This window comes from Escherichia sp. E14V7 (assembly GCF_004212225.1).
GTDB lineage: Bacteria > Pseudomonadota > Gammaproteobacteria > Enterobacterales > Enterobacteriaceae > Escherichia.
This window is the reverse complement of record NZ_RHJJ01000016.1, coordinates 143,143-156,852: the sequence shown is the minus strand read 5'-3', so window position 1 is coordinate 156,852 and position 13,710 is coordinate 143,143. Positions and strand designations below refer to the sequence as shown.

The following is a 13,710-nucleotide window of genomic DNA, read 5'->3' as shown; positions in this document are numbered from 1 at the left end:
CTATATGCGTAGCGCCGCTGTAATCAACAACGGCCTACGGAGATATGTCGCTTACTCGATGTTCTGAATCTGCTCGCGCATTTGCTCGATCAACACTTTCAGCTCGATGGCGGAGTTTGTTACTTCGGCATTGATAGATTTCGACGCAAGAGTGTTCGACTCGCGGTTAAATTCCTGCATCATAAAGTCCAGACGACGGCCAACCGCTTCTTTTTTCTTCAGAATGTTGTACGTTTCTTTAACATGCGCTTCGAGGCGGTCCAGCTCTTCGGCAACGTCAATACGTTGTGCCAGCAGAACCAACTCCTGCTCCAGACGGTTGTTTTCCAGTTGCACCTGGGCATCTTCCAGCTTCGCTACCAGACGCTCACGCTGCCATTGCAGGATTTCCGGCATATGGGCGCGGACTTTGACCACTTCGGCGGTGACGCCTTCCAGACGCTGCTCGATCAATGCTTTCAGCGCCTGACCTTCGGTTTCACGCGCGATGATAAAGTCGTCCAGGGTGCCATCCAACGCCGCAAGAATTTCAGCAGCAATGGCGTCGAGATCCTGCTCCTGGGCTGCCATCACGCCTGGCCAGCGCAGAATATCAACCGGGTTGATTTCCCCTTCGTCGCTCTGCATTTTTACCCAGTTCGCGGCAGTTACCAGCTGTTTAGCCAGTTTTTCGTTGAGGATCAGCTCACCTTGCGCGCTGACATCTGGCTCATAGCGCAGGGTACATTCCACTTTACCGCGCGTCAGGCGAGAACGAATACGCTCGCGAACGACAGGTTCAAGGCTACGGAACTGCTCCGGCAGACGAAAGTAAGTTTCCAGATAACGCTGGTTTACCGAGCGCATTTCCCAGGTTGCGCTCCCCCATTCACCCTTGATTTCACGCCGGGCGTAGGCGGTCATACTGCGGATCATAGACGTTCCTGTTTATAAAAGGAGAGGTGGAAGGATTATAGCCATCGATGCCTTGTCAGGATAGGAATAACCGCCGGAAGTCCGTATAATGCGCAGCCACATTTGTTTCAAGCCGGAGATTTCAATATGCGTCCAGCAGGCCGTAGCAATAATCAGGTGCGTCCCGTTACCCTGACTCGTAACTATACAAAACATGCAGAAGGCTCGGTGCTGGTCGAATTTGGCGATACCAAAGTGTTGTGTACCGCCTCTATTGAAGAAGGCGTGCCGCGCTTCCTGAAAGGTCAGGGCCAGGGCTGGATCACCGCAGAATACGGTATGCTGCCGCGTTCTACCCATACCCGTAATGCTCGTGAAGCGGCGAAAGGTAAGCAGGGCGGCCGCACGATGGAAATCCAGCGTCTGATCGCTCGTGCATTGCGCGCAGCAGTAGATTTGAAAGCCCTCGGTGAGTTCACCATTACGCTGGATTGCGACGTACTTCAGGCCGATGGCGGCACCCGCACTGCTTCTATCACCGGTGCTTGTGTTGCACTAGCCGATGCCCTGAATAAACTGGTTGAAAATGGCAAGCTGAAAACCAATCCAATGAAAGGGATGGTAGCCGCGGTTTCTGTCGGTATTGTTAACGGCGAAGCGATTTGCGATCTGGAATACGTTGAAGACTCAGCGGCTGAAACGGACATGAACGTGGTGATGACCGAAGACGGACGCATCATTGAAGTGCAGGGGACGGCAGAAGGCGAGCCGTTCACCCATGAAGAGCTGCTCACCTTGTTGGCGCTTGCCCGAGGGGGAATCGAATCCATTGTAGCGACGCAGAAGGCGGCGCTGGCAAACTGATTTTTAAGGCGACTGATGAGTCGCCTTTTTTTTGTCTGTAGAAAAGTAAGATGAGGAGCGAAGGCATGAAACCATATCAGCGCCAGTTTATTGAATTTGCGCTTAGCAAGCAGGTGTTAAAGTTTGGCGAGTTTACGCTGAAATCCGGGCGTAAAAGCCCCTATTTCTTCAACGCCGGGCTGTTTAATACCGGGCGCGACCTGGCACTGTTAGGCCGTTTTTACGCTGAAGCATTGGTGGATTCCGGCATTGAGTTCGATCTGCTGTTTGGCCCTGCTTACAAAGGGATCCCGATTGCCACCACAACCGCCGTGGCGCTGGCGGAGCATCATGACCTGGACCTGCCGTACTGCTTTAACCGCAAAGAAGCAAAAGACCACGGTGAAGGCGGCAATCTGGTTGGTAGCGCGTTACAAGGGCGTGTGATGCTGGTGGATGATGTGATCACCGCCGGGACGGCGATTCGCGAGTCGATGGAAATTATTCAGGCCAATGGCGCGACGCTTGCTGGCGTGCTGATTTCGCTCGATCGTCAGGAACGGGGTCGCGGCGAGATTTCGGCGATTCAGGAAGTTGAGCGTGATTACAACTGCAAGGTGATCTCTATCATCACCCTGAAAGACCTGATTGCCTACCTGGAAGAGAAGCCAGAAATGGCGGAACATCTGGCGGCGGTTAAGGCCTATCGCGAAGAGTTTGGCGTTTAAAAATATGCGCTGCGCAGGGTTTTTGCTGTGCGCAGCGTGATGCGCTTTAAGATATCGTGTTAATCTGCTTTCGCCAGCAGTGGCAATAGCGTTTCCGGCCTTTTGTGCCGGTAGGGTCGGCGAGTCGCCGACTTAACGCCAGTAGTATGTCCATATACCCAAAGCCGCTTCATTGTACTTAAGTACGCTTCGCGTACGTCGCGCTGACGCGCTCAGTACAGTTACGCGCCTTCGGGATGGTTTGATGGTATTGCCGCTGTTGGTGCCTCTTTTGGCCGCCGTGATGTGGAGAGTGGAATGGATGCTACCCGGATAACCCTTCTGGCGCTCGATTTGTTTGGCTCGCCGGGCTGGAGTGCCGATAAAGAAATACAGCGGCTGTATGCGCTCAGTAATCATGTCGGACGCCATTACCGACACATTATTCTTTCTAAGCGCCACGGTGGTCAGCGGATGCTGCTAGCCCCTGATTACTTGCTCAAAACCGTACAGCGCAACATTCTTAAGAACGTACTTTCACGATTTCCGCTTTCCCTTTTTGCTACCGCCTACCGGCCAGGTTGCCCAATCGTCAGCAACGCGCAGCCTCACTGCCAACAGTCGCAGATCCTGAAACTCGATATCGAAAACTTTTTCGATAGCATTAGCTGGTTACAGGTCTGGCGTGTGTTTAGCCAGGCTCAGTTGCCACACAATGTGGTAACCATACTGACCTGGCTTTGTTGCTATAACGACGCGTTACCGCAGGGGGCGCCAACTTCGCCTGCCATTTCCAATCTTGTGATGCGCTGTTTTGATGAGCGCATAGGGGAATGGTGCCAGACACGAGGAATTATCTATACCCGCTACTGCGATGACATGACCTTTTCAGGTCACTTCAATGCCCGCCAGGTTAAAAATAAAGTGTGCGGATTGTTAGCGGAGCTGGGCCTGAGCCTCAATCAACGCAAAAGCTGCCTGGTCGCGGCCTGTAAGCGCCAGCAGGTAACCGGGATTGTTGTTAATCACAAACCACAGCTTGCCCGTGAAGCGCGCCGGGCGCTGCGTCAGGAGGTGCATTTGTGCCAAAAATATGGCGTTATTTCGCATCTTAGTCATCGTGGTGAACTTGATCCTTCAGGCGATCTCCACGCACAGGCAACGGCGTATCTGTATGCTTTGCAGGGAAGAATAAACTGGTTATTGCAAATCAACCCTGAGGATGAGGCCTTTAAACAGGCGAGGGAAAGTGTAAAGCGAATGCTGGTGGCATGGTAAGAAAAGCGTCAGGCAGACGTTTCTGCCTGAACGTTTAGGGGAGAATTACTGCAACTGCGCAGCAATCAGCGGCCAGCGGGCGTCAAAATCATCCGTCGGGCGGTATTTAAACTCGCTGCGGACAAAGCGTGACAGCATACCTTCACAAAATGCCAGCAACTGGCTTGCCAGCAGCGTTTCATCGGTGGTGTAACCTTCACCCTCACGCATTCTCTTTTCACGCAATACCTGACGCAACTGCGCTTCAATACGCTCGAACAGTTGGTTGATGCGCCCTTGCAGGCGGTCTTGTTCAAACATCAGCGCATGCCCGGTAAGGATGCGGGTCAGGCCAGGATTACGCTCACCAAAACCGAGGAGCAACAGCACAATCAGACGCAGGCGCGTTGTGGTGTCCTTCTCATCTTTCAGAATCAGATTGATGCGAGTAATCAGGCTATCTTCGATAAACTCAATCAGGCTATCGAACATGCGGGTTTTACTGGGGAAGTGGCGATACAGAGCCGCTTCGGAAACGCCGACAGAGGCGGCCAGTTTCGCTGTCGTGATACGTTGGCTTCCATCGCTGGATTCCAGCATCAGCGCCAGAGACTGAAGTATTTCTTCGCGACGGTTCCTTTTCGCAGTTTGTTTTTCTGCCATGTTACAAAATACCCCTGAAAATAAGCACTTGCCAGGCGGCACCCACGCTATGACCGCAAACGAAATGTTTGCGGCAATGTTATGACGTTATTTGGATGCGTATGTGTTACTGACGACCAGAGTGACCAAAGCCGCCTTCACCGCGATCTGTGGCGTCAAAATCTTCCACCAGATTAAATTCGGCCTGTACTACCGGAACAAAAATCATCTGGGTGATGCGTTCGCCAGGTTGAATGGTGAAGCTGTCCTGACCACGGTTCCACACGGAAATCATCAACTGGCCCTGATAGTCAGAATCGATCAATCCCACCAGGTTACCGAGCACGATGCCGTGCTTATGGCCCAGTCCGGAGCGCGGCAGCATCATCGCCGCCAGTGAAGGGTCGGCAATATGAATCGCCAACCCGGTAGGTACCAGGGTGGTGTCGCCCGGCGCCAGTTCTACGGCGTCGTCGAGACAGGCGCGCAGGTCAAGTCCGGCAGAACCAGAAGTGGCATAAGTCGGGAGCGGAAATTCCTTCCCAACGCGCGGGTCCAGAATCTTAACGTCGATTTTTTTCATCATAACGGGTCACGATCTCGTCGAGTAATAATTGGCCAAGGAGCTCTTTGCGCTCAAGCGGTAAGACTTTATCTCCGTCTTGCCAGAAAAGGTGTAATGCATTGCTGTCGCTGTTAAATCCTTGAGTTGGCCGGGAAACATCGTTCGCGCAGATCAGATCAAGGTTTTTACGAATACGTTTTTGCCGGGCGTATTCTTCCACATTATTTGTTTCGGCCGCAAATCCAACAACATAAGGCCTTTGGTCTTTTAGTGCGGCAACTCCAGCGACGATATCAGGGTTTTTGACCATTTTTATTGTTAATTCATCCCCCTGAGTCGCCTGCTTTTTGATTTTTTCACTGGCGACAGCGGCTGCGCGATAATCAGCCACGGCGGCGCAACCGATAAAAATATTTTGCTGCTGTACAGAGGCCTTCACAGCGGCTTCCATCTCCAGTGCGGTCATCACATCAACACGTTTAACAAACGGCGGTGTCGGTAGCGAAACCGGTCCGGAAACCAGTGTAACGTTCGCTCCGCGACGGGCAGCGGCTGCGGCGATAGCAAAGCCCATCTTGCCGGAGCTGTGATTAGAGATATAACGCACGGGATCGAGCGGTTCACGCGTCGGGCCGGCGGTAATCATAATGTTCAGATGTTTCAGGTCGTTGACGGGCGAAAAATGCGCTACCGCCATATCCACAATGGTTAATGGATCGAGCATTCGCCCAGGGCCGATATCACCACAGGCCTGACTGCCACTATCTGGCCCCCAGATCAGCAAACCACGTGAGGCAAGTACCTCTAAATTATGTTGGGTAGCCGCAGCACGATACATCTGCTGGTTCATAGCTGGCAGTACGGCAACAGGCGCAGGCGTGGCCAGGCAAATCGTTGATACCAGATCATTCGCCATCCCGGCAGCTACGCGGGCAATCAAATCAGCGGTGGCTGGGGCGAGAATCACTAAATCAGCCCATTTACCCAGCTCAATATGACCCATAGCCGCCTCGGCTGCTGGATCCAGCAGACTATCGGAAACGGGATAACCCGAAACCGCCTGCAAGCTAAGTGGGGTGATAAAGGCTTTTGCCGCTTCGGTCATGGCTACGCGGACGTCTGCTCCGCGATCGCGCAAACGACGCACCAGCTCAGGGGTTTTATAGGCAGCAATACCGCCGCTGACGCCGAGAACGATTTTTTTACCGGCCAGGCTCATGATGATTTTTCCTGTAGGGGGACACCAGAAGTTGGCGATTTTATCACAATACTTTTGTTGTCGTGCTTTCACCTGAGAATCACTTTGCGAGGCGCTTTCCAGGATTGAAAACTGGCCGTCGATTTAACCAAACGACTATGACAGCATGCGCCCTCCACAAAGGAGGTGAAGGTGAAAAGCAATGTAGAATTGTTGATGCCACGCGAAAAAATGCTGAAGTTGGGCATTGGCGCGTTAACGGATGTTGAACTGCTGGCGTTATTTCTGCGCACGGGTACGCGCGGTAAGGATGTGTTAACCCTGGCGAAAGAGATGCTGGAGAATTTTGGGTCGCTATACGGCTTGTTATCCTCTGAATATGAACAATTTAGTGGCGTTCATGGAATTGGTGTGGCGAAATTCGCCCAGTTAAAGGGAGTTGCGGAACTGGCGCGGCGTTACTACAACGTGCGGATGCGCGAAGAAAGCCCGTTGCTCAGCCCGGAGATGACGCGGGAGTTTTTACAAAGCCAACTTACGGGAGAGGAACGAGAGATCTTTATGGTGATCTTTCTCGATTCCCAACACCGGGTCCTTACTCACAGCCGACTCTTTTCCGGCACGTTAAATCATGTGGAAGTCCATCCACGAGAAATTATTCGTGAAGCGATAAAAATAAACGCCTCGGCGCTGATCCTTGCCCATAATCACCCTTCTGGTTGTGCTGAACCCAGTAAAGCGGATAAACTCATTACCGAACGGATAATAAAAAGTTGTCAGTTCATGGATTTACGCGTGCTCGACCATATCGTGATTGGGCGTGGAGAATATGTTTCTTTTGCCGAACGCGGCTGGATTTAATCCGCTATGCGCGATCCTTCGGGATCTTTGTCTGTTCGGGACTTGAGCACATCGCCGAGTCAGCGTATACTACGCCACCTTTGAGAATCTCGGGTTTGGCATTTGGGCCTGGCAATCGAGAGTTCACATAGAACTGCGATGACCGGGCTGTAAAGCCTGACGAGGCGCCAATACCCCATACGAAGCTCGAGCTAATTTGATTTTTGGAGAATAGACATGTCCCGAGTCTGCCAAGTTACTGGCAAGCGTCCGGTGACCGGTAACAACCGTTCCCACGCACTGAACGCGACTAAACGCCGTTTCCTGCCGAACCTGCACTCTCACCGTTTCTGGGTTGAGAGCGAGAAGCGTTTTGTCACCCTGCGCGTATCTGCTAAAGGTATGCGTGTAATCGATAAAAAAGGCATTGATACAGTTCTGGCTGAACTGCGTGCCCGTGGCGAAAAGTACTAAGTACTTAGAGGAAATAAATCATGGCTAAAGGTATTCGTGAGAAAATCAAGCTGGTTTCTTCTGCTGGTACTGGTCACTTCTATACCACTACGAAGAACAAACGTACTAAGCCGGAAAAACTGGAACTGAAAAAGTTCGATCCAGTTGTTCGCCAGCACGTGATCTACAAAGAAGCGAAAATCAAATAATTTTCGCTTTGATGTAACGAAAAACCTCGCTACGGCGGGGTTTTTTGTTATCTGCCAGCCCCCATATTGACTGCATCTGTTCATTCCTGGAGATGCTATGCCTGAATTACCCGAAGTTGAAACCAGCCGTCGCGGCATAGAACCGCATCTCGTTGGTGCAACCATTCTTCATGCGGTGGTGCGCAACGGACGCTTGCGCTGGCCGGTTTCGGAAGAAATCTACCGTTTAAGCGATCAACCAGTGCTAAGTGTACAGCGCCGTGCTAAATATCTGCTGCTGGAGCTGCCTGAGGGCTGGATTATCATTCATCTGGGGATGTCTGGCAGCCTGCGCATCCTTCCAGAAGAACTTCCCCCCGAAAAGCATGACCATGTTGATTTGGTGATGAGCAACGGCAAAGTGCTGCGCTACACCGATCCGCGTCGCTTTGGTGCCTGGTTGTGGACCAAAGAGCTGGAAGGGCACAACGTGCTGGCACATCTTGGGCCGGAGCCGCTTAGCGACGATTTCAACGGTGAGTACCTGCATCAGAAGTGCGCGAAGAAAAAAACGGCGATTAAACCGTGGCTGATGGATAACAAACTGGTGGTAGGCGTAGGGAATATCTATGCCAGCGAATCTCTGTTTGCGGCGGGGATCCATCCGGATCGGCTGGCGTCATCACTGTCGCTGGCAGAATGTGAATTGTTAGCTCGGGTGATTAAAGCGGTGTTGCTGCGTTCGATTGAGCAGGGTGGTACAACGCTGAAAGATTTTCTGCAAAGTGATGGTAAACCGGGCTATTTCGCGCAGGAATTGCAGGTTTACGGGCGAAAAGGCGAGCCGTGTCGGGTGTGCGGTACGCCGATTGTGGCGACTAAACATGCGCAGCGGGCTACGTTTTATTGTCGGCAGTGCCAGAAATAATTGATGCTTGCCGGATGGCATACCATCCGGCATAAACGCTACGCTAACTTCGCCATCAGCGCCTGATGGACATTCTCCGGCAGGAAATGGGTGACATCGCCCTGATGGCGCGCCACTTCTTTAACCAGCGATGAAGAGATAAACGACCACTCTTTCGACGGCATCAGAAACACACTTTCCAGTTCTGGCATTAAGTGGCGATTCATATGCGCCAGCTGCATTTCATATTCAAAATCTGCCACCGCACGCAGACCACGAATCAGCACAGTGGCGTGTTGATTGCGGGCGAAGTTTGCCATCAAATCGCTAAATCCGACCACTTCAACGTTTCCCAGATGCGCAGTTGCCTGTTGTGCCAGTGCCACACGTTCTTCCAGAGTAAACATCGGTTTTTTACTGGGGCTGGCGGCAATCGCCAGAATAACGTGATCGAACATCTGCGTGGCGCGCGTCACGATATCGATATGACCATTGGTAATGGGATCGAAAGTACCCGGATAAATCGCCCGTTTTTGCATAACAACCTCAATGCGTTTTCGGTGGCAGGTAAGGTTCCAGCAGTTGAAGCAGACGCTGTAGCGCGCCCTGGTTTTGATACAGCACTTCAACGGCATGACGGCCATAGAAACTACGGTAATCGGCGTCGGTGAGTAAAGAGGAAACCTCTTTTGCAAGCGTAGTGGCATCGGTGACGGTAATCAGCCCGCTTGCCTGCTCCAGCCGCGCGCAAATGTCTTTAAAGTTAAAGGTATGCGGCCCCATCAACACCGGGATAGCGTGTGCGGCGGCCTCCAGCGGATTATGCCCACCGCGTTCAACCAGTGAACCGCCAACAAACGCGAGATCGGCAATACCGTACAGCAACATCAGTTCGCCCATCGTATCGCCAACCACCACTTGTGTACTGGCGGAAGGGACCTCTCCGGAAGAGCGTGTGATATAGCTTAGTCCAGCCTGGCGGACAAGGTTAATCGCATCCGGGAAGCGTTCCGGATGACGGGGTACCAGGATGAGCAATAAATTCGGGAACTGTTGTAACAGCGCCTGATGGGCGGCAATCACTACGCTCTCTTCGCCATCATGAGTACTGGTTGCAATCCATACCGGACGATGCGGCGCCCACTGGCGGCGCAGTGTTACTGCTTTAGCGGCTAACTGTGGCGTCACTGAAATATCGAATTTCAGGCTACCGGTGACGGTGACCTGATTATTTTTTGCACCTAGCGTCACAAAGCGCGCAGCATCTTCTTCATTTTGCGCAGCAATCAGCGTAATACGGCGGAGCAAGCGACGAACAAATTTACCCAGTTTGGCGTAACCTGCGGCAGAGCGTGCAGAGAGTCGCGCATTAGCGATAACCAGTGGAATTTTACGTTTATGTAGCGCCGCAATCAGGTTAGGCCATAGTTCGGTTTCCATAATCAACACCAGTTTTGGGTCGACTTTATTCAGGAAACGGTTGAGCGCATCGGGCAGATCGTAAGGCAGATAGACGTGCTGAACATCTTTTCCAAAAGCCGATTGTACGCGCTCCGAACCAGTCGGCGTCATAGTCGTGACTGTGATTGGTAAATCAGGATAGCGATGACGCAGCGCGCGCACCAACGGGATTGCCGCCAGGGTTTCACCGACGGAGACGGAGTGCAGCATAATGCCGCCTGGTGTTAGCGGATGGCGGTAAAAACCGTAACGTTCACCCCAGCGTTTTCGATAGGCCGGAGCCTTACGTCCGCGCACCCAGAGCCGTATCCAGATTAGCGGCTGAATAAGGTAGAGAAGGGCGGTGTAAAGCAATTCGAGCATAATAAATAGCTGACTTATGGATGTGCTGGGGATTCTATGTATTTAACGGTGGCTTTACCATTACTTTTCCCGTTTTTGACTTAAATAGCTTCAGTTTGGTCTGATCTGCCGCTACATCTTCATTTTTTTGTATTTTTATGCGAATCATTGAAACTCGGCCCCATTTTCAACTCTACATTGGCCGTACCGACATTATCGACATGCTATTTTTTATCTGTTTGATTTCTATGATTAAAACATATTTCGTGTATAAAAATCATTCGGGTCGGATTGCTGCGAAAGAAATGATACACTAGCACGTCAAAGTAAGTGCGTTATCAGTATTCAGGTAGCTGTTGAGCCTGGGGCGGTAGCGTGCTTTTTTCTGCTTAACTTAACCAGACAATCACACAAAAGAGTCGCTAGTGGAAAAGCCATTTCGAAAAATCCTGGTCATAAAGATGCGATATCATGGAGATATGTTATTAACTACTCCTGTCATCAGTACGCTCAAGCAGAATTATCCTGATGCAAAAATCGATATGCTGCTTTATCAGGATACCATCCCTATTTTGTCTGAAAACCCGGAAATTAATGCGCTCTACGGGATAAGCAATAAAGGTGCGGGAACATTCGATAAAATTAAAAATGTGCTTTCGTTGATAAAAACTCTGCGTGCGAATAATTATGACCTGGTCATTAATCTTACGGATCAGTGGATGGTGGCGCTGCTGGTACGTTTTTTACCCGCACGGATGAAAATATCGCAACTTTATGGTCATCGGCAGCATGGCATTTGGAAAAAAAGCTTCACACACTTAGCGCCAATACACGGCACACATATTGTTGAGCGTAATTTATCGGTCCTTGAGCCATTAGGTATTACCGATTTCTACACCGACACAACAATGAGTTACGCCGAAGATTGCTGGAAGAAGATGCGCCAGGAGTTAGATGCCCTGGGCGTAAAAGATCATTATGTTGTCATCCAACCGACAGCGCGTCAGATATTTAAGTGCTGGGATAACGATAAATTTTCTAAGGTTATCGATGCGCTGCAACAGCGAGGGTATCAGGTTGTCCTGACCTGTGGGCCTTCGGCAGATGATCTCGCTTGTGTAGATGAGATTGCACGAGGTTGCGAAACGAAACCCATTACTGGCCTTGCAGGTAAAACACGTTTTCCTGAACTAGGCGCGTTAATTGATCATGCTGTGCTTTTTATTGGCGTGGATTCTGCGCCGGGGCATATTGCGGCGGCGGTGAAGACGCCAGTTATTAGCCTATTTGGGGCCACTGATCATGTATTCTGGCGCCCATGGACCGAGAATATTATTCAGTTCTGGGCGGGGAATTATCAGAAAATGCCGACCCGGCATGAACTTGACCGCAACAAAAAATATCTTTCTGTTATTCCAGCGGAAGATGTGATCGCCGCTACGGAAAAGCTGTTGCCAGAAGCTGTCCCTTCAGCTGACAGGAATGCACAATTATGATCGTGGCGTTTTGTTTATATAAATATTTTCCATTTGGTGGGCTTCAACGTGACTTTATGCGCATTGCATCAACAGTTGCCGCACGGGGCCACCATGTTCGAGTCTATACGCAGTCATGGGAAGGTGATTGCCCGAAAGCATTTGAGCTTATTCAGGTGCCAGTTAAGTCCCATACCAACCATGGACGCAATGCAGAATATTATGCCTGGGTACAAAATCATCTCAAAGCGCATCCCGCTGATCGCGTTGTTGGGTTTAATAAGATGCCAGGGTTGGATGTTTATTTTGCCGCTGATGTTTGTTACGCCGAGAAAGTTGCGCAAGAAAAAGGTTTTTTATATCGTTTAACATCACGATATCGCCATTATGCCGCATTTGAGCGAGCGACTTTCGAGCAGGGTAAATCGACGAAACTTATGATGCTGACCGATAAGCAAATCGCCGATTTCCAGAAGCATTATCAAACTGAATCTGAACGTTTTCAAATTCTTCCTCCCGGTATTTATCCGGACAGAAAATACAGCGAGCAAATCCCAAACAGTCGTGAAATTTATCGCCAGAAAAATGGCATAAAAGAGCAACAAAACTTATTACTGCAGGTTGGATCAGATTTTGGCCGTAAAGGTGTGGATCGCTCAATTGAGGCTTTGGCATCGTTACCGGAATCATTACGTCACAATACGCTTTTATTTGTTGTTGGTCAGGATAAACCGCGGAAATTTGAAGCGTTGGCAGAAAAACTCGGCGTGCGGAGCAATGTGCATTTCTTCTCTGGCCGCAATGATGTGTCAGAATTAATGGCAGCCGCTGATTTATTACTGCATCCCGCTTATCAGGAAGCCGCGGGTATCGTTCTTCTTGAAGCGATCACTGCTGGATTACCTGTTTTAACAACTGCGGTATGTGGGTATGCGCATTATATTGCGGATGCCAATTGTGGAACGGTCATCGCTGAACCTTTCTCCCAGGAACAATTAAATGAAGTATTACGTAAAGCGTTAACTCAGTCTCCATTACGAATGGCCTGGGCGGAGAATGCTCGCCATTATGCCGATACTCAGGATTTGTATAGCCTGCCAGAGAAAGCCGCAGATATCATTACAGGTGGTTTAGATGGTTGAATTAAAAGAGCCGCTTGCCACACTTTGGCGTGGTAAAGATGCTTTTGCAGAAGTCAAAAAACTAAATGGCGAGGTCTTTCGTGAACTCGAGACTCGTCGCACATTACGCTTTGAACTGGCCGGGAAAAGCTATTTCCTCAAATGGCACAAAGGGACGACTTTAAAAGAAATTATAAAAAACCTGCTCTCATTGCGGATGCCCGTTTTAGGCGCAGACAGAGAGTGGCACGCTATTCATCGCCTGAGTGATGTTGGCGTTGATACAATGAAGGGCATTGGGTTTGGTGAAAAAGGTTTAAACCCATTAACCCGTACATCATTTATTATTACCGAAGATCTCACTCCCACGATTAGCCTTGAAGATTATTGTGCCGATTGGGCCGTTAATCCTCCTGATATACGTGTTAAACGTATGCTGATCGCGCGTGTGGCAACCATGGTGCGTAAAATGCACGCCGCAGGGATAAACCACCGCGACTGTTATATTTGCCACTTTTTGCTTCATTTGCCATTTACTGGCCGGGAAGATGAATTAAAAATTTCGGTTATCGATCTGCACCGGGCACAGATACGGGCAAAAGTACCGCGTCGTTGGCGGGATAAAGATTTGATTGGTTTGTATTTCTCATCAATGAATATAGGGCTGACGCAGAGCGATATCTGGCGATTTATGAAGGTTTATTTTGGGATGCCTTTACGTAAGATATTATCTCTTGAACGGAATTTATTGAACATGGCAAGTGTTAAGGCCGAGCATATTAAAGAGCGAACACAACGTAAAGGATTATAAAAATAT

16 protein-coding genes are annotated in these 13,710 nt (G+C 50.2%); 10 read left to right on the top strand and 6 right to left on the bottom strand.

All coding sequences use genetic code 11. The features are described 5' to 3' along the window. Positions 1–51 precede the first annotated feature (51 nt). On the bottom strand, positions 52–915 hold the full coding sequence (locus D9741_RS18750; RefSeq protein ID WP_000621326.1) for a YicC/YloC family endoribonuclease: 864 nt from the start codon (positions 913–915) through the stop codon (positions 52–54). Between the two features lie 126 nt (positions 916–1,041). Between D9741_RS18750 and rph the strand changes: the two genes are divergently transcribed. From rph to D9741_RS18735, 3 genes are all read left to right on the top strand, one after another. Continuing rightward, positions 1,042–1,758, top strand: a complete 717-nt coding sequence (rph, locus tag D9741_RS18745) for a ribonuclease PH (protein ID WP_001247086.1) — start codon at positions 1,042–1,044, stop codon at positions 1,756–1,758. Positions 1,759–1,823: 65 nt separating this feature from the next. Beyond that, the gene (gene pyrE, locus D9741_RS18740) at positions 1,824–2,465 is read left to right on the top strand and encodes an orotate phosphoribosyltransferase (RefSeq protein WP_000806177.1); all 642 of its coding nucleotides are present in this window, start codon (positions 1,824–1,826) and stop codon (positions 2,463–2,465) included. A 297-nt stretch (positions 2,466–2,762) separates the two neighbouring features. Next, complete coding sequence (locus tag D9741_RS18735) at positions 2,763–3,722, top strand: reverse transcriptase family protein (protein ID WP_130215154.1); 960 nt, start codon at positions 2,763–2,765, stop codon at positions 3,720–3,722. A 45-nt stretch (positions 3,723–3,767) separates the two neighbouring features. On the opposite strand, the gene slmA is transcribed toward D9741_RS18735, so the two are convergent. The 3 genes from slmA to coaBC all read right to left on the bottom strand — a co-directional run bounded on the left by slmA (position 3,768) and on the right by coaBC (position 6,127). Continuing rightward, positions 3,768–4,364: a nucleoid occlusion factor SlmA gene (gene slmA / locus D9741_RS18730; RefSeq protein ID WP_130206731.1), complete on the bottom strand. Its 597-nt coding sequence runs from the start codon at positions 4,362–4,364 to the stop codon at positions 3,768–3,770. Between the two features lie 106 nt (positions 4,365–4,470). Further along, the gene (dut, locus tag D9741_RS18725) at positions 4,471–4,929 is read right to left on the bottom strand and encodes a dUTP diphosphatase (protein ID WP_165383465.1); all 459 of its coding nucleotides are present in this window, start codon (positions 4,927–4,929) and stop codon (positions 4,471–4,473) included. Next, complete coding sequence (gene coaBC, locus D9741_RS18720; RefSeq protein ID WP_130215156.1) at positions 4,907–6,127, bottom strand: bifunctional phosphopantothenoylcysteine decarboxylase/phosphopantothenate--cysteine ligase CoaBC; 1,221 nt, start codon at positions 6,125–6,127, stop codon at positions 4,907–4,909. The genes dut and coaBC overlap by 23 nt, the downstream gene beginning before the upstream one ends. Positions 6,128–6,298: 171 nt before the next feature. Here coaBC and radC point away from each other — a divergent pair, with 171 nt between their 5' ends. From radC to mutM, 4 genes are all read left to right on the top strand, one after another. Then, positions 6,299–6,967, top strand: coding sequence for a DNA repair protein RadC (radC, locus tag D9741_RS18715; RefSeq protein WP_130215158.1), 669 nt, complete (start codon positions 6,299–6,301; stop codon positions 6,965–6,967). A gap of 216 nt (positions 6,968–7,183) precedes the next feature. Further along, a complete protein-coding gene (gene rpmB, locus D9741_RS18710; RefSeq protein WP_000091955.1) occupies positions 7,184–7,420 on the top strand; it encodes a 50S ribosomal protein L28 in 237 nt (78 codons plus the stop codon). A gap of 20 nt (positions 7,421–7,440) precedes the next feature. After that, complete coding sequence (rpmG, locus tag D9741_RS18705; protein ID WP_001051798.1) at positions 7,441–7,608, top strand: 50S ribosomal protein L33; 168 nt, start codon at positions 7,441–7,443, stop codon at positions 7,606–7,608. Positions 7,609–7,705: 97 nt separating this feature from the next. Beyond that, positions 7,706–8,515 (top strand): bifunctional DNA-formamidopyrimidine glycosylase/DNA-(apurinic or apyrimidinic site) lyase, encoded by an 810-nt coding sequence (gene mutM / locus D9741_RS18700; RefSeq protein WP_001114533.1) that lies wholly within the window; start codon positions 7,706–7,708, stop codon positions 8,513–8,515. Positions 8,516–8,553: 38 nt separating this feature from the next. Here the strand turns inward: mutM and coaD are convergent, their stop codons facing one another. Continuing rightward, the gene (gene coaD / locus D9741_RS18695) at positions 8,554–9,033 is read right to left on the bottom strand and encodes a pantetheine-phosphate adenylyltransferase (protein WP_001171866.1); all 480 of its coding nucleotides are present in this window, start codon (positions 9,031–9,033) and stop codon (positions 8,554–8,556) included. Between the two features lie 7 nt (positions 9,034–9,040). Continuing rightward, a complete protein-coding gene (gene waaA, locus D9741_RS18690) occupies positions 9,041–10,318 on the bottom strand; it encodes a lipid IV(A) 3-deoxy-D-manno-octulosonic acid transferase (protein WP_130215160.1) in 1,278 nt (425 codons plus the stop codon). Between the two features lie 404 nt (positions 10,319–10,722). Here waaA and rfaQ point away from each other — a divergent pair, with 404 nt between their 5' ends. Genes rfaQ through rfaP form a run of 3 tightly spaced genes read left to right on the top strand, consistent with a single transcriptional unit; the run spans position 10,723 to position 13,704 of the window. Further along, a complete protein-coding gene (rfaQ, locus tag D9741_RS18685; RefSeq protein WP_130215162.1) occupies positions 10,723–11,793 on the top strand; it encodes a lipopolysaccharide core heptosyltransferase RfaQ in 1,071 nt (356 codons plus the stop codon). Then, the gene (rfaG, locus tag D9741_RS18680) at positions 11,790–12,914 is read left to right on the top strand and encodes a lipopolysaccharide glucosyltransferase I (protein WP_130215164.1); all 1,125 of its coding nucleotides are present in this window, start codon (positions 11,790–11,792) and stop codon (positions 12,912–12,914) included. The genes rfaQ and rfaG overlap by 4 nt, the downstream gene beginning before the upstream one ends. Then, positions 12,907–13,704 carry a lipopolysaccharide core heptose(I) kinase RfaP gene (rfaP, locus tag D9741_RS18675; RefSeq protein WP_130215166.1) on the top strand — a complete coding sequence of 266 codons (798 nt, stop codon included), beginning with the start codon at positions 12,907–12,909 and terminating at the stop codon, positions 13,702–13,704. The genes rfaG and rfaP overlap by 8 nt, the downstream gene beginning before the upstream one ends. Positions 13,705–13,710: the final 6 nt, after the last annotated feature.

Excerpts from the sequence above, each read along its gene's own strand:
- D9741_RS18750 (WP_000621326.1), bottom strand. The coding sequence starts at position 915 with ATGATCCGCAGTATGACCGCCTACGCCCGGCGTGAAATCAAGGGTGAA.
- rph (WP_001247086.1), top strand. The coding sequence starts at position 1,042 with ATGCGTCCAGCAGGCCGTAGCAATAATCAGGTGCGTCCCGTTACCCTG.
- coaBC (WP_130215156.1), bottom strand. The coding sequence starts at position 6,127 with ATGAGCCTGGCCGGTAAAAAAATCGTTCTCGGCGTCAGCGGCGGTATT.
- D9741_RS18735 (WP_130215154.1), top strand. The coding sequence starts at position 2,763 with ATGGATGCTACCCGGATAACCCTTCTGGCGCTCGATTTGTTTGGCTCG.
- dut (WP_165383465.1), bottom strand. The coding sequence starts at position 4,929 with ATGATGAAAAAAATCGACGTTAAGATTCTGGACCCGCGCGTTGGGAAG.
- pyrE (WP_000806177.1), top strand. The coding sequence starts at position 1,824 with ATGAAACCATATCAGCGCCAGTTTATTGAATTTGCGCTTAGCAAGCAG.
- mutM (WP_001114533.1), top strand. The coding sequence starts at position 7,706 with ATGCCTGAATTACCCGAAGTTGAAACCAGCCGTCGCGGCATAGAACCG.
- coaD (WP_001171866.1), bottom strand. The coding sequence starts at position 9,033 with ATGCAAAAACGGGCGATTTATCCGGGTACTTTCGATCCCATTACCAAT.
- rfaP (WP_130215166.1), top strand. The coding sequence starts at position 12,907 with ATGGTTGAATTAAAAGAGCCGCTTGCCACACTTTGGCGTGGTAAAGAT.
- rfaG (WP_130215164.1), top strand. The coding sequence starts at position 11,790 with ATGATCGTGGCGTTTTGTTTATATAAATATTTTCCATTTGGTGGGCTT.
- rpmB (WP_000091955.1), top strand. The coding sequence starts at position 7,184 with ATGTCCCGAGTCTGCCAAGTTACTGGCAAGCGTCCGGTGACCGGTAAC.
- waaA (WP_130215160.1), bottom strand. The coding sequence starts at position 10,318 with ATGCTCGAATTGCTTTACACCGCCCTTCTCTACCTTATTCAGCCGCTA.
- slmA (WP_130206731.1), bottom strand. The coding sequence starts at position 4,364 with ATGGCAGAAAAACAAACTGCGAAAAGGAACCGTCGCGAAGAAATACTT.
- rpmG (WP_001051798.1), top strand. The coding sequence starts at position 7,441 with ATGGCTAAAGGTATTCGTGAGAAAATCAAGCTGGTTTCTTCTGCTGGT.